This window comes from Ruegeria sp. BHSC276 (assembly GCF_059612945.1).
This window is the reverse complement of the sequence record NZ_JBXWRP010000001.1, coordinates 665,410-679,554: the sequence shown is the minus strand read 5'-3', so window position 1 is coordinate 679,554 and position 14,145 is coordinate 665,410. Positions and strand designations below refer to the sequence as shown.

General features: G+C 62.9%; 11 protein-coding genes. 8 read left to right on the top strand and 3 right to left on the bottom strand.

What is annotated here, in order from left to right; all coding sequences use genetic code 11:
* Positions 1-495: 495 nt before the first annotated feature.
* On the bottom strand, positions 496-909 hold the full coding sequence (locus AC2FMD_RS03320) for an Rrf2 family transcriptional regulator (RefSeq protein ID WP_496794662.1): 414 nt from the start codon (positions 907-909) through the stop codon (positions 496-498).
* A 107-nt stretch (positions 910-1,016) separates the two neighbouring features.
* Here AC2FMD_RS03320 and AC2FMD_RS03315 point away from each other — a divergent pair, with 107 nt between their 5' ends.
* From AC2FMD_RS03315 to AC2FMD_RS03300, 4 genes are read left to right on the top strand one after another with little or no spacing between them, the layout of a single operon-like run.
* On the top strand, positions 1,017-1,502 hold the full coding sequence (locus AC2FMD_RS03315) for a hemerythrin domain-containing protein (RefSeq protein WP_496794661.1): 486 nt from the start codon (positions 1,017-1,019) through the stop codon (positions 1,500-1,502).
* Positions 1,499-2,194, top strand: a complete 696-nt coding sequence (locus AC2FMD_RS03310; RefSeq protein WP_496794660.1) for a 5-formyltetrahydrofolate cyclo-ligase — start codon at positions 1,499-1,501, stop codon at positions 2,192-2,194. Before AC2FMD_RS03315 ends, AC2FMD_RS03310 begins: the two co-directional genes overlap by 4 nt.
* Positions 2,191-3,396 carry an NnrS family protein gene (locus AC2FMD_RS03305; protein WP_496794659.1) on the top strand — a complete coding sequence of 402 codons (1,206 nt, stop codon included), beginning with the start codon at positions 2,191-2,193 and terminating at the stop codon, positions 3,394-3,396. The genes AC2FMD_RS03310 and AC2FMD_RS03305 overlap by 4 nt, the downstream gene beginning before the upstream one ends.
* Before the next feature lie 11 nt (positions 3,397-3,407).
* Positions 3,408-4,073 (top strand): NnrU family protein, encoded by a 666-nt coding sequence (locus AC2FMD_RS03300; RefSeq protein ID WP_496794658.1) that lies wholly within the window; start codon positions 3,408-3,410, stop codon positions 4,071-4,073.
* 3 nt (positions 4,074-4,076) lie between these two features.
* On the opposite strand, the gene AC2FMD_RS03295 is transcribed toward AC2FMD_RS03300, so the two are convergent.
* Together AC2FMD_RS03295 and AC2FMD_RS03290 are read right to left on the bottom strand one after the other, a co-directional pair.
* Positions 4,077-4,388, bottom strand: coding sequence for a carboxymuconolactone decarboxylase family protein (locus AC2FMD_RS03295; RefSeq protein ID WP_496794657.1), 312 nt, complete (start codon positions 4,386-4,388; stop codon positions 4,077-4,079).
* 11 nt (positions 4,389-4,399) lie between these two features.
* Positions 4,400-5,098, bottom strand: a complete 699-nt coding sequence (locus AC2FMD_RS03290) for a cyclic nucleotide-binding domain-containing protein (RefSeq protein WP_496794656.1) — start codon at positions 5,096-5,098, stop codon at positions 4,400-4,402.
* 255 nt (positions 5,099-5,353) lie between these two features.
* Here AC2FMD_RS03290 and AC2FMD_RS03285 point away from each other — a divergent pair, with 255 nt between their 5' ends.
* From AC2FMD_RS03285 to narJ, 4 genes are all read left to right on the top strand, one after another.
* Positions 5,354-8,077: a nitrate/nitrite transporter gene (locus AC2FMD_RS03285; protein ID WP_496794655.1), complete on the top strand. Its 2,724-nt coding sequence runs from the start codon at positions 5,354-5,356 to the stop codon at positions 8,075-8,077.
* Between the two features lie 64 nt (positions 8,078-8,141).
* Positions 8,142-11,900 (top strand): nitrate reductase subunit alpha, encoded by a 3,759-nt coding sequence (locus AC2FMD_RS03280; RefSeq protein ID WP_496794654.1) that lies wholly within the window; start codon positions 8,142-8,144, stop codon positions 11,898-11,900.
* Positions 11,897-13,423 carry a nitrate reductase subunit beta gene (gene narH / locus AC2FMD_RS03275; protein WP_496794653.1) on the top strand — a complete coding sequence of 509 codons (1,527 nt, stop codon included), beginning with the start codon at positions 11,897-11,899 and terminating at the stop codon, positions 13,421-13,423. Before AC2FMD_RS03280 ends, narH begins: the two co-directional genes overlap by 4 nt.
* Positions 13,424-13,425: 2 nt before the next feature.
* A complete protein-coding gene (gene narJ / locus AC2FMD_RS03270) occupies positions 13,426-14,145 on the top strand; it encodes a nitrate reductase molybdenum cofactor assembly chaperone (protein WP_496794670.1) in 720 nt (239 codons plus the stop codon).

Here is a 14,145-nt window from a genome sequence, read left to right as displayed (position 1 = left end):
TCTCTGAATTGATCCGAACAAACAAGACGCTGCAGAAGCTGATCCATTGATTGGGCAGGGGCTGGTAACCGACACAAAGTAGTCATTCGACAGAACTAGTCGGATGTCTGCACCGAACCCAAACTCACCAGTGCTGCAATACGAACTAAGGTCAGCGAACAGCCGCTAAGCAGACATTCAAGGATAGTTTTTATGTCCGTCCAATGATGGATGGTGGTGATTTAGAAACGATTTCAGTGTCTTAAACAGTGCCGTGTGCAGTAGATGTTCATGTTTCAATCGCAGGATTGCGTATTGTGTCCTGCTCCCTGCGGCTCGGTTCAGAACTGCCGTGTACATCGATCCGGGATCTGCAAGCGGCAGGCGGACTACGCTGCGATGTCGGCCCTGTAGATTTCGCCAGTCTACTGATGTCGGCGATGTCTTCGAGATGCGCGTGGCTGTCGCGATTGCGTTACGCATCGCCGCCTGGGGGCTGAGAGCGCCGTTGGCACCTCAGGCACTCTCGGGCCGGTAGGCGCAATCAGCGAGCGTGCTTTGGTTCAGATCGGCCAGAAAGGCCGCCTCCGCATGGGCCAGTCGCGCTTTCAACCGGCAACGCTGCGTCAATGTGCACGCGTTGGCCCCGGCGCCAAAGCACTCGACCAGCGCCTGATCGGCCTCGAGCACCGCCACCACATCGCCCAGCCGAATGTCCTCGGGCGAGCGGGCCAGGATCGCACCGCCACCGCCGCCGCGTCGGGTTTCCAGGAGACCTGCCGCGGCAAGCGCCGAAATCACCTTGGCCAGGTGGTTGCGCGAGACGCGGAACTCGGCGGCAAGGGCGGCAGCCGTGAAGGCGCGGTCAGGCTTGCCCGCCATGCGCATCAGCACGCGAAGCCCGTAATCTGTGAAGGACGTGAGGCGCATGGCCGCGCTCCTGATTTGGTATTTGCAATGCGTATTACTGCGGTCTAATCGGTAAATCAAATGCCTATTCATCTTGTTCCGACGATTCGCCGCAAAAGGGACGTGCCATGCACGACGATGCCACCGCCGTAGTGCCGCAGGAAACCGGCGCCCTGATCGACCACATCCTGACCAACTATCACCAGATGCACCGGGCGGATCTCGCCTCGCTCATGCCGCTCGCCGAGCGCGTCGAACAGGTTCACGCCGATGATCCCGACGCCCCCAAAGGTCTCGCCCTTGCCCTTAACCGGCTATCGCGTGAGATGGGGGATCACATGGCCAAGGAAGAGACGATCCTGTTCCCGGCCATGCGGGCGGGCAGCGGGGCGGGCATCGAACATCCCATTGCGGTCATGCGCGCCGACCATGACGATCACGCCGAGACCATCGCGTTGATCCGGAAGCGGACGGGCGACCTGACGCCACCAGAGCATGCCTGCGGGTCCTGGCGGTCGCTCTATGGGGGTACGGCAACGCTGCTGGACGAGTTGGCTGATCACATCGCGCTGGAGAACGATGTGCTTTTCCCCCGGTTCGAGCCCGCAAGATGATCAAGGACGGGACATATGCCTCGCCACCTTGCATGGCGGCCGAGGTCGATCCCGCGTATTTCGACCCGCTCGGCGTTGACCTTGGGCAGGCGCGCGATGTGGCGCGCTGGCGCCGGGCGGAACGGGCAAGGCTGGCCGGGCTTAGGGAGGGCCTGGGCCAGGCCGGGCGGGCGCAGGTCTTGGACAGGGTCGCGGGGCATCTGGGGAGGGTGCTGACCGAAGGCGGCGTGGGGCGCGGATGCGTCCTGTCCGGCTACTGGCCGATCAAGGGGGAACCCGACCTGCGCCCGGTCTTGGCTGACTTGCACCGCGCGGGCGTGACCATCGCGCTTCCGGTGGTTGAAAAGCCCGCAGCACCACTGATCTTTCGCCGCTGGACGCCAAAGACGAAACTGGCGCGCGGTGGCTGGAGTATCCCCGTTCCCCCGCCCGAGGCCGATTTGCTACTGCCCGATATCGCGCTTGCCCCCTGCCTCGGTTGGACCGACGATTGCTATCGGCTGGGCTGCAGTGGCGGCTATTTCGACCGGACGCTGGCCGCTCTGACGCCACGCCCCATCACCATCGGTATCGCGCTGAGCGCCGCCCGCCTGCCGACGATTTATCCGCAGCCCCATGACATCCCGTTCGACCTGATCCTGACCGAGGACGGCGTCGCGGCAAGAAGGCGGGACTCAAGGACACAAAGATGACCACAACAACCGAACAGATGCGCGCGTGGACCGGACCCGCGATCCTCACCTTCGGGTTCCGCCCGTTCTTCTTCACCGCAGCGGTCTGGGCCGCGCTGGCGATGGCACTCTGGGTGCCGATGCTGTCGGGGCACCTGATGGTGCCCACCGCTTTCGATCCCGTGTCCTGGCACGCCCATGAGTTTCTCTTCGGGTATCTCGGTGCTGCAATCGCGGGGTTTCTGCTGACCGCGGTCCCCAACTGGACCGGGCGCTTGCCGATCGTCGGCTGGCGGCTCGGGATGCTCGCGGGTTTGTGGCTGATGGGCCGCGTGGCGGTCGCGATCTCGGGAAGCGTCCCTGCCGTGCTGGTCGCCTTCGCAGACCTTGCCTTTCACGCTGTCTTTGCGCTTCTGATCGCGCGCGAGATCGCGGCGGGCAAGAACTGGCGCAACCTGATCGTGCTGGCGATGCTGGGGGTCTTCATCCTCGGCAACGCGCTGTTCCACTGGGAGGCGGCAAAGGACGATTACGCGGCCCAGGGCTACGGCCTGCGGCTGGGTCTTGGCGCGGGCATCATGATGATCGCCGTGATCGGCGGGCGGATCGTGCCCTCCTTCACCCGCAACTGGCTTGTCAAACGGCGCAGCACAGCCTTGCCCGTCCCGCCGATGCAGTCCTTCGACAAGCTGGCGCTGGCGGCTCTTCTGGTGGCGCTTGTGCTGTGGGTCGTGCTGCCTCTCGAGACGCCGACCGGGCTGGCCCTTGTGCTGGCAGGCGTGTTGCATGCCCTGCGCCTGGCCCGCTGGGCCGGACACCGGACCTTTGCCGAACCGCTGGTGACGGTGCTGCATGCCGGCTACGCCTTCGTCCCACTGGGGGCTCTGGCATTGGCTGTGGAAATTCTTGCTCCGGGGTCGTTCGGAATGGCAGGCGCGCAACATTTCTGGATGGCTGGCGCAATCGGGCTGATGACGCTTGCCGTGATGACACGCGCCACGCTGGGTCATACAGGGCAGAACCTCACCGCCGGCGCGGGGACGGTTATAATCTACCTAGCCCTGATCCTGTCCGTGTTCGCGCGGGTCGCTGGCGGGGTCTGGCCCGAAGTCTCCGGCCCGCTGACCACGGCGGCAGGTCTGTTGTGGATCGTGGGCTTCGGGGGTTTTTCTATCGTCTACGGTGCGCTCTTGTTGCGCCTGCCCGCCGCCAAACGGGTCTGAGGCGCGCACCGATGGGATGGTTCGAATTCGTCGCGGCTTATGCCGTGTTCTTTCTGTCGCATTCCTTGCCCGTGCGACCGCCACTGCGGCCCTGGCTTCAGGCGCGGCTTGGAACTTCCGGTTTCACACTGGCCTATGCCGCCCTGTCGCTCGTCGTTCTGGCTTGGTTGATCGGTGCGGCAGGCCGCGCGCCGCATTTGGCCGTTTGGGACTGGGCGCCATGGCAGGTCCATGTCCCACTGACGGTCATGGGGCCTGTCTGCCTGATCCTTGCGCTCTCCATCGGCCGGCCCAACCTTTTCTCGTTCGGGGGTGCACGCAACGACCAGTTCGACCCGGCACGGCCCGGCATCATTCGCTTGTCGCGTCATCCGCTGCTTCTGGCGTTGGCGCTTTGGGCGGCGGCCTATGTCGTGCCCAACGGAGATCTGGCCCATGTGATCCTGTTCGGCACTTTCGCCGCCTTCGCGCTGCTGGGAAGCCGACTGGTCTACCGGCGCAAGCGCCGCGAGATGGGGCCAGAGTGGCATCGGATGCGTAATCGCGTGGCGGAGGCGCCGCTCCGCTCGGCGTCCCTGTCGGGGGGCAGTCTCCTGCGGCTTGCGGCAGGCATTGCACTTTACGGGGCGCTGCTCTGGGCGCATCCATTTCTTTTTGGGATCAGCCCGCTTCCCTGAACGTCAATCCTTGATGTCTTCGATCCAGGTCTTCGCGGCGACGGCACGAGGCAGGCCAAGCGGGCCTATGGCCAGCATCGCGACCTGCATGATCGCCTCAGCCTCTATCCCGTCCGCCTTGGCCCGCCGGGTGTGGGAATGGACCGCGCCTTCGGAGCCAGCGCCAATCGCGAGGGCGAGCTTGACGAGACGCTTCTCGCGGTCCGTCAGCGGGCCGCAATCGGCCGTTGCCTTGCCCAAGGCAGCATAGGCTTTCCAGACATCGGGGTGTTCCTCGGCGAGATTTCCGGCGGCGCCGGGCATGGATTTGGCCATCTGTCAGTCCCTCAGGTTGAAAAGTCATCAATCAGTGGATTTGGTTTCGCAAAGCGCTCAAGGTCCGCCTGGTTGTCGATGGAGATGCGAGTACCGGTCACGGCAACGCCATAGGGCTGCAGACCCTTGAAGGCGCGGCTGAGGTTTTCAGGGGTCATGCCCAGCACAGAGGCCAGGCGCCGCTTTTCGAAATCCAGTTCGAACACGGCTCTGCCGCCGGCGTGCCTTTGTTGCCTGAGCAAGTAGTTCGCAAGCCGCTCGAGCGAGGTTCTGAGTTTCAGATCCTTCTGCGCCTTGATGACAGAGCGATAGCACTGCGCCAGTTCCGTGACGATCGCACGGGCAAAATTGCCGTCGGCATCAAAGATCGCGCGAACGTCCTGACTGGGGATCAGCGCGATCCGGCTTTTCTCCAACGTGCGGGCCGACATCAGGTAGGGCGCATCCTTGATGGTCGCGGCAAGAATGAAGGTCGAGATCGGGCGGACAGTCGCCATGCTGGTCTCTCGGCCATTCCAAGTCGAAAACAGATCCACCGAACCCGAAATGACGATGTGAAGAAAATCGCTTGGCTCTCCTTCAGTGACCAATTCGATCTGCGCAGGGAAATTCTGCACATACGCGCCACGCATCAAGGACGTGAAATTCTCATCCGCCATCTGCGCAAAGAGATCGAGTTTTCGAATCTCGCGGTATTCTGAATCGGGCATGTCGTCCCCCTCGACTTTGTGCGCTTAACAATTGCCACCAAATCAATTGATAAAAGTCAACCTGGCAGTTGACCTTCGCGGCAGCAGCCTTGATCCGCCACCGCGCGCCAGATGATATATTTCTCTAACCCATTTATTTCGTTATCGTTTTCGTCGTTTCATGATCTAGATCAAGTCATGAGTGTCGTTCCGGCGTCAGGTCTGGCACTGAACCCCTCGCAGGGGTGACAGCACCGTTCTTGCCGGAGAGTCATCATGCAGACCGTAGCCACAGCCTCACGCGCCGATCAGACGCGCGCCCTAAGCCTGAGCACGATCGCCTTCACCGCCTGTTTCGCGGTCTGGACGATCTTTTCCATCATCGGTGTCGCCATCAAGGCCGAGCTTGGCCTGAACGACACCCAGTTCGGCCTTCTGGTGGCCACGCCGATCCTGACCGGATCGGTCACCCGGCTGTTCCTCGGCGTCTGGACCGAGAAGTACGGCGGACGGTTGGTATTCTCGGCCCAGATGATCCTCACCGCTTTGGCCACATGGGCGCTAACTCTGGCGGACAGCTACATCATGTACCTGATCGCGGCCCTGGGCATCGGGCTTGCGGGCGGATCCTTCATCATCGGGGTGGCCTATGTGAGCCGCTGGTACGACGCGGGCCGCCAGGGCACGGCCTTGGGCATCTTCGGCGCGGGCAACGTCGGCGCGGCGGTCACCAAGTTCGTCGCGCCCTTCGTCATGGTCGCCTATGGCTGGCATGGCGTGGCATATGTCTGGGCGGCGGGGCTCGCCATCATCGGTGTGCTGTTCTTCCTGCTGGCCAAGGACGATCCGCAACTGGTCGAACGGCGCAGGACGGGGGCGAAGGCGCCCTCGCTCGCGCAGCAGTTCGCACCACTGAAGAACCTGCAGGTCTGGCGGTTCTCCCTCTACTATTTCTTCGTCTTCGGTGCCTTCGTGGCGCTCGCCCTCTGGATGCCGCACTACCTGATCGACGTCTATGGCATCGATGTGCGCTTTGCGGGCATGGCGGCGGCGTCGTTCAGCCTCTCGGCCTCACTCTTCAGGGCCTATGGCGGCGTGCTGTCGGACAAGTTCGGCGCGCGCAAGGTCATGTACTGGACCTTTGGTTTCTCGCTTCTGTTCCTTTTCATGCTGAGCTATCCGCCCACGGACTACGTCATCGAGGGCAAGGATGGCGATATCGCCTTCTCGACCGAAATGGGCCTGTGGCCGTTCATCGCCACGCTCTTCGCGCTCGGTTTCTTCATGAGCCTCGGCAAGGCGGCCGTATTCAAGCACATCCCGGTCTACTACCCGGGCCATGTCGGCGCGGTCGGCGGTCTTGTCGGAATGATCGGTGGGCTTGGTGGCTTTATCCTGCCCATCGCCTTCGGGGCGCTGCTGGACCTCACGGGCATCTATACCTCGTGCTTCGCGCTCCTGTTCGGGCTGGTTGCCGTCGCGCTGATCTGGATGCACCTGTCGATCCGCGCGATGGAGCGTGCTGTGCATGGCGAAGTTCTTGACCAATTGCCGGAACTGCCCGAGATGCAACCCATCCACTTGCCGGGCCGCACGATTATGCCGCGCGTGCTGGAGGATTGGCGGCCTGAGGATGCGCAATTCTGGGCCGAAAAGGGCCGTGCCGTTGCACGCCGCAACCTGTGGATCTCGATCCCGGCGCTTCTGCTGGCCTTCTCGGTCTGGATGGTGTGGTCGGTGGTCGTGGCTCGCTTGCCCGCCATCGGGTTCGACTTCACCCCCGGCCAGTTGTTCTGGCTGGCGGCTTTGCCGGGCCTGTCGGGCGCAACGCTGCGGATCTTCTACAGCTTCATGGTCCCGATCTTCGGCGGGCGGCTGTGGACGACGCTGTCGACCGCCTCGCTGCTGCTGCCTGCCATGGGCATCGGATACGCGGTGCAGAACCCCGACACGCCCTATCTGATCTTCCTCGTCCTGGCGTTGCTGTGCGGCTTCGGCGGCGGCAACTTCGCCTCTTCGATGGCCAATATCGGCTATTTCTTCCCGAAGGCCGAAAAGGGCAACGCACTGGCGCTGAATGCGGGGCTGGGGAACCTCGGCGTGTCGGTCATGCAGTTCCTCGTGCCCATCGTCATCACGGCGGGTGTTTTCGGGGCGCTTGGCGGGCAACCGCAGACCATGTCCGACGGCGGACAGCTGTGGATGCAGAACGCAGGCTTCGTCTGGGTGCCCTTCATCCTCGCAGCGACCATCGCGGCCTGGCTGGGTATGAACGACATCGCAGATGCACGCGCCAGCTTTGCCGACCAGGCGGTGATCTTCGGACGCAAGCAGAACTGGTTGATGTGCATCCTCTACACCGGCACCTTCGGCAGCTTCATCGGCTACTCGGCGGGTTTCCCTCTGCTGACGCGCCTGGCCTTTCCCGAGGTGAACGCACTCAACTACGTGTTCCTTGGGCCGCTGGTGGGCGCGCTCAGCCGCGCCGGAACCGGTTGGATCTCGGACAAATTCGGCGGTGGTCGTGTGACCTTCTGGACCTTCGCCCTAATGATCGCGGCCACTTTCGGCGTGATCTCCTTCCTCGGGCTCGGTTCCTTCGTCGGCTTCTTCGCCTGCTTCATGGCCCTGTTCTTCCTGACCGGTGTCGGCAACGCCTCCACCTTCCAGATGATCCCGGTCATCATGGGCCGCGAAATTCCGCGCCTGATGCCGCACTTGGGTGCTGAAGAGCGCAAGCGTCAGATCGCGATGGAGTCCGGCGCGATCGTGGCCTTCACCTCGGCCATCGCGGCTTACGGCGCCTTCTTCATCCCCAAGGCCTACGGGACATCAATCGCGATGACCGGGTCTGCCGTTGGGGCGCTGTGGGGTTTTCTGATCTTCTACGTGATCTGCGTCGTCATCACGTGGGTGGTCTACACGCGCCCCGGCGGCCTTCTCTACGACATCGAACACGGCCGCACGCCGCAGGGCACCGCAGCCCAGCCCGCTGAATGATCCAGTTGATTTCCCGGGCGGCGGAGCTCGTCGCCCGGACTCAGACACCCGAAAGGACAGCCCAATGAGCCATCTGCTCGACAAACTGAACTTCTTCCAGAGCAAGGAACTGGAGCAATTCTCCGACGGTTGGGGACAGACCACCCGTGAGGATCGCAGCTGGGAAGACACCTACAGAAACCGCTGGCGGCACGACAAGATCGTCCGTTCGACCCACGGGGTGAACTGCACCGGGTCGTGTTCGTGGAAGATCTACATCAAATCCGGCATCGTGACCTGGGAGACGCAGCAGACGGATTATCCGCGCACCCGCGCGGGGCTGCCTAATCATGAACCGCGCGGGTGTGCGCGGGGTGCCTCCTACAGCTGGTATCTCTATTCCGCGAACCGGGTGAAGAACCCCCTCATCCGCGGCAGCCTGATGCGTGCCTGGCGGAAGATGCGCGAGACCATGACGCCGGTGGCCGCCTGGGCCGCGATCCAGAACGATCCTATTCTGCGCGCCAGCTACACCAAGACGCGTGGCAAGGGTGGGTTCGTGCGAGCAAGCTGGGACGAGGCGACAGAGATCGTCGCCGCTGCCAACGCCTATACCGCGAAAACCTACGGGCCCGACCGGGTGTTCGGCTTCTCGCCCATCCCGGCGATGTCGATGGTGAGCTATGCCGCCGGCTCGCGCTACCTGTCGCTTCTCGGCGGCACCTGCATGTCGTTCTACGACTGGTACTGTGACTTGCCGCCAGCTTCCCCCCAGACCTGGGGCGAACAGACCGACGTGCCGGAATCGGCCGACTGGTACAACGCGGGCTTCCTGATGCTCTGGGGCTCGAACGTGCCGCAGACGCGCACGCCGGACGCGCATTTCTACACCGAGGTCCGCTATCGCGGCACCAAGTCGGCCGTGGTCAGCCCGGACTATTCGGAAGCCGCCAAGTTCGGCGACATCTGGCTGAACCCGCAGGCGGGCACCGACGCGGCGCTGGCAATGGCGATGGGTCACGTGATCCTGCGCGAATTCCACCTCGACCGGCAGGCCGAGTATTTCGAGGAGTACGCCCGCAAGTACACGGACATGCCGATGCTCGTTCGGCTCGACGAAAAGGACGGGCATATGGTGCCGGGCCGGATGCTGCGCGCCGACGACTTCGACGGCAAGCTGGGCGAGGCCAACAACCCCGACTGGAAGACAGTCGCCTACGACGAGGCGTCGGGCCAGATCGTCGCGCCCAACGGGTCCATCGGGTTCCGCTGGGGCGAAGAAGGCAAGTGGAATCTCGAAGAGAAAGCGAAGGGCGCTGAAAGCAAGCTGCGCCTGAGCCAGATCCTCGACGGCGACCACGACGAGGTTGTCGGTGTCGACTTCCCTTATTTCGGCGGTGCGGCCACGGGCGATTTCGTGAAATGCGATCACCCCGAGGTGCTGACCCGGAACATTCCGGCGCGCCGCGTGAAACTGGCCGATGGCAAGGAGGTTCTAGTTGCCACGGTGTTCGACCTCTTCTGCGCCAATTACGGTCTCGACCGGGGCCTTGGCGGGGACTGGGTGTCCAAGGATTTCAACGACGACAGCCCCTACACCCCTGCCTGGGCTGAAAAGATCACCGGCGTCGAGCGCGAGAAGATCATCGCCGTGGCGAGGGAATTCGCAGGCAACTCCGAAAAGACCCATGGCAAGTCCATGGTAATCCTCGGGGCTGGTCTGAACCACTGGTACCACATGGACATGAACTACCGCGGCATCATCAACATGCTGGTGATGTGCGGCTGCATCGGCCAGGAGGGCGGGGGCTGGTCGCACTATGTCGGCCAGGAGAAGCTGCGCCCGCAGACGGGCTGGCAGCCGCTGGCCTTCGCGCTCGACTGGAACCGCCCGCCGCGTCACATGAACTCCACCTCCTGCTGGTATGCCCATACCGACCAGTGGCGCTATGAAACCCTGCGTGCAGGCGAGATCTTGTCGCCGACCGCGCCCGAGGGCGACTGGGATATTTCCCTGATTGACTACAACATACGCGCGGAACGCATGGGCTGGCTACCCTCGGCCCCGCAATTGAAGACGAACCCTCTGGAGGTCTCGAAAGCCGCCCAAAAGGCCGGGAAAGAGATCAAGGACTACGTCGCCGAACAGCTGAAAGCCGGTGATCTGGAGATGTCCTGTCAAGACCCGGACGCCCCCGAGAACTGGCCGCGCAATCTGTTCGTCTGGCGTTCGAACCTGCTGGGGTCGTCTGGCAAGGGACACGAGTACTTCCTCAAGCACCTCTTGGGCACCGACCATGGGGTGATGGGCAAGGACCTCGGCGAGGAAGGCGGCGTGATGCCGAAGGAGGCCCGCTGGCACGACGAAGCGCCGAAGGGCAAGCTCGACCTGCTGGTGTGCATCGACTTCCGCATGTCCACGACGGCGGTCTATTCCGACATCGTCCTGCCCACGGCCAGCTGGTACGAGAAGGACGACCTCAACACCTCGGACATGCACCCCTTCATCCATCCGCTGCAGGCGGCGGTGGACCCGGCCTACGAGAGCAAGTCCGACTGGGAGATCTTCAAGTCCATCGCCCGGAAATTCTCCGAAGTCGCGCCCGAGGTTCTGGGTGTCGAGACCGACATCGTCCAGCTTCCTCTCCTGCACGATACCGCCGCCGAACTGGCGCAGGCGCATGTGAAGGACTGGAAGAAGGGCGAATGCGACCTGATCCCCGGTAAGACAGCGCCGAACTACATCGCCGTCGAGCGGGACTATCCTAATCTCTACAAGAAGTTCACCTCGGTCGGTCCGCTCCTTGAAAAGCTTGGCAATGGCGGCAAGGGGATCACCTGGGACACCAAGACCGAGGTCAAGCACCTGCGCGATCTGAATGGCGTGGTCCAGGATGAGGGCGTCTCGAAAGGCCAGGCGAAGCTCGAAACCGCCATCGACGCGGCCGAGATGATCCTGATGCTTGCCCCCGAAACCAATGGCGAGGTGGCCGTGAAGGCCTGGGAAGAACTGGAGAAACCCACCGGCCGGCATCACGCCCACCTCGCGGAAGGCGCGCATCACACCAAGATCCGCTTCCGCGACATCGCCGCACAACCGCGCAAGATCATCTCCAGCCCCACATGGTCGGGCATCGAAAGCGAGGAGGTCTGCTACAACGCGGGCTACACCAACGTGCACGAGCTGATCCCGTGGCGCACCCTGACGGGCCGCCAGCAGCTCTACCAGGATCACGAATGGATGCGCGCCTTTGGCGAGGGCTTCGTCAGCTACCGCCCGCCGGTGGACCTCAAGACGATCACCAAGGCCGTCAACAACGACGCGGCCGAGGGCAGCCCTCACGTGGTGCTGAACTTTATTACGCCGCACCAGAAATGGGGCATCCATTCGACCTACACCGACAACCTGCTGATGCTGACGCTGAACAGGGGCGGGCCGGTGGTCTGGATGTCCGAGGTGGATGCGGCAAAGGCGGGCCTTGTCGATAACGACTGGGTCGAGGCCTACAACATCAACGGCGCGCTGACCGCGCGGGTGGTGGTGTCACAGCGGATCAAGCAGGGAACGCTGTTCATGTATCACGCGCAAGAAAAGATCGTGAATACACCTGGGTCCGAGAAGACCGGCAATCGCGGCGGCATCCACAACTCGGTCACCCGTGCCACGCTGAAACCCACGCACATGATCGGCGGCTACGCGCAGCTGTCCTACGGCTTCAACTACTACGGCACCGTGGGCAGCAATCGCGACGAGTTCGTGATCGTGCGGAAAATGAAGAAGATCGACTGGCTCGACAAACCCGCAAGCCGGTCCGCAACCCAGAACGTGGAGGCAGCGGAATGAGAGTTCGTGCACAAATCGGAAAGGTCCTGAACCTTGACAAATGCATCGGGTGTCACACCTGCTCGGTCACCTGCAAGAACGTGTGGACGACGCGCGAAGGTGTCGAATACGCATGGTTCAACAACGTCGAGACCAAGCCCGGCACCGGCTATCCGACCGACTGGGAAAACCAGAAGCGCTGGAACGGCGGCTGGGTACGCTCGGCTTCGGGCAAATTGCATCCCAAGCAGGGCAGCAAATGGCGGATCCTGGCGAACATCTTCGCCAACCCGGCCATGCCCGAGATCGACGACTACTACGAGCCGTTCGATTTCGACTACGACCACCTGAAATCCGCGCCCGACATGACCGCGTTCCCGACTGCGCGGCCGCGTTCCAAGATCACCGGCGAGCGGATGGAGAAGATCGAGAAGGGACCGAACTGGGAGGAAATCCTCGGCGGCGAGTTTTCCAAGCGGTCGCAGGATTACAACTTCGACCAGGTGCAGAAGGACATCTATGGAGAGTATGAAAACACCTTCATGATGTATCTGCCGCGTCTGTGCGAGCATTGCCTAAACCCGACCTGCTCGGCCTCCTGCCCCTCGGGCGCGATCTACAAGCGCGAGGAGGACGGCATTGTCCTGATCGACCAGGAGAAGTGCCGCGGCTGGCGGATGTGCGTCTCGGGCTGCCCCTACAAGAAGGTCTATTACAACTGGGACACGGGCAAATCCGAGAAATGCACCTTCTGCTATCCGCGGATTGAGTCCGGCCAGCCGACGGTCTGTTCGGAAACCTGCGTCGGACGCATCCGCTATCTGGGTGTCATTCTTTATGACGCCGACAAGATCGAGGCGGCGGCGAGTGCCGAACGCGAGACAGATCTCTACGGCGCGCAGCTCGACGTCTTCCTTGACCCCAACGATCCCGAGGTGATCGCCGCGGCTCGCCGTGACGGTGTACCCGAGGACTGGATCGAGGCAGCGAAGGTCAGCCCGGTCTGGAAGATGGCGATGGACTGGAAGGTGGCCTTCCCGCTACACCCCGAATACCGGACGCTGCCGATGGTGTGGTACATCCCGCCACTGTCGCCGATCCAGAACGCCGCCCAGGCGGGACAGATCGCAATGAGCGACCAGATGCCCGACGTGCGGTCCCTGCGCATCCCCGTCAAATACCTCGCCAACATGCTGACGGCGGGCGACGAGGAGCCCATCGTTCACGCCCTCGAACGCATGTCCGCGATGCGGCTCTACATGCGGGCGCTCAGCGTGGACGGCGTGCGGGACGAGGCGATCGCCGCCCGGGTCGGCATGTCCGGCCGGGTGATCGAGGACATGTACAAGATCATGGCCATCGCCGATTACGAGGATCGTTTCGCGATTCCCACGACACACCGCGAACAGAACGAGCATGGCGCGGACATTCGCGGCGGCTGCGGCTTCACCGATGGCAACGGCTGTTCCACCGGCGAGGCGGGCAAGACGACGCTCTTCGGCGGCAAGAAGAAGAAATTCGCCCTTCCGCAGGAGACATTCTGATGATGGACCGTTCCCTGAAGGCCCTGTCGCTGATCCTGAGCTATCCCTCTCGAGAACTTCAGGAGGCGATGCCGGACATCGGCGCCGTTCTTGGCTGCGATCCCCGCATCGCCGCCGATACGCGGGCTGCGCTGCGCACATTGGCCGATGGCTTTGCAACAGCTGACCTCTACGACCTGCAGGAGGGCTACGTGATGCTCTTCGACCGGTCGCGGACGCTCTCGCTCAATCTCTTCGAGCACGTTCATGGCGAAAGCCGTGACCGCGGCGGCGCCATGGTCAGCCTGATCGACACCTACCGGGAGTGCGGGTTCGAACCCGCCACCTCGGAACTGCCTGATCATTTGCCGGTGCTGTTGGAATTCCTGGCCTCGCGCCCTTCTTCCGAGGCACAGGAAACCTTGGCGGACGCGGCGCATGTCCTCGATGCTCTCGCTACGCGGCTCGTCCGTCGCGACAGCGGATATGCAGCCGCGTTCGCCGCTCTTTTGCAGCTGTCGGGCGTCCGGGCCAACGCCGAAGCGGTCGCCGACATGCTGGCCCAGCCCGATGATGATCCGACCGACCTCGTGGCGCTCGACGCCGTCTGGGAGGAAACGGAAGTCACTTTCGGCCCCGATCCCAATGCAGGTTGCCCACAAGTTCGCGACATGCTCGCGGCGATGGACGAACCCGCATTCCGGGCGACCTCCGCCCCCAAACCCTTGAACAGGAGCGCATGA

Bases quoted from the DNA above. Each gene is read 5' to 3' on its own strand.
- AC2FMD_RS03320 (WP_496794662.1), bottom strand. From the start codon at position 909: ATGCGCCTCACGTCCTTCACAGATTACGGGCTTCGCGTGCTGATGCGC.
- AC2FMD_RS03315 (WP_496794661.1), top strand. From the start codon at position 1,017: ATGCACGACGATGCCACCGCCGTAGTGCCGCAGGAAACCGGCGCCCTG.
- AC2FMD_RS03310 (WP_496794660.1), top strand. From the start codon at position 1,499: ATGATCAAGGACGGGACATATGCCTCGCCACCTTGCATGGCGGCCGAG.
- AC2FMD_RS03305 (WP_496794659.1), top strand. From the start codon at position 2,191: ATGACCACAACAACCGAACAGATGCGCGCGTGGACCGGACCCGCGATC.
- AC2FMD_RS03300 (WP_496794658.1), top strand. From the start codon at position 3,408: ATGGGATGGTTCGAATTCGTCGCGGCTTATGCCGTGTTCTTTCTGTCG.
- AC2FMD_RS03295 (WP_496794657.1), bottom strand. From the start codon at position 4,388: ATGGCCAAATCCATGCCCGGCGCCGCCGGAAATCTCGCCGAGGAACAC.
- AC2FMD_RS03290 (WP_496794656.1), bottom strand. From the start codon at position 5,098: ATGCCCGATTCAGAATACCGCGAGATTCGAAAACTCGATCTCTTTGCG.
- AC2FMD_RS03285 (WP_496794655.1), top strand. From the start codon at position 5,354: ATGCAGACCGTAGCCACAGCCTCACGCGCCGATCAGACGCGCGCCCTA.
- AC2FMD_RS03280 (WP_496794654.1), top strand. From the start codon at position 8,142: ATGAGCCATCTGCTCGACAAACTGAACTTCTTCCAGAGCAAGGAACTG.
- narH (WP_496794653.1), top strand. From the start codon at position 11,897: ATGAGAGTTCGTGCACAAATCGGAAAGGTCCTGAACCTTGACAAATGC.
- narJ (WP_496794670.1), top strand. From the start codon at position 13,426: ATGGACCGTTCCCTGAAGGCCCTGTCGCTGATCCTGAGCTATCCCTCT.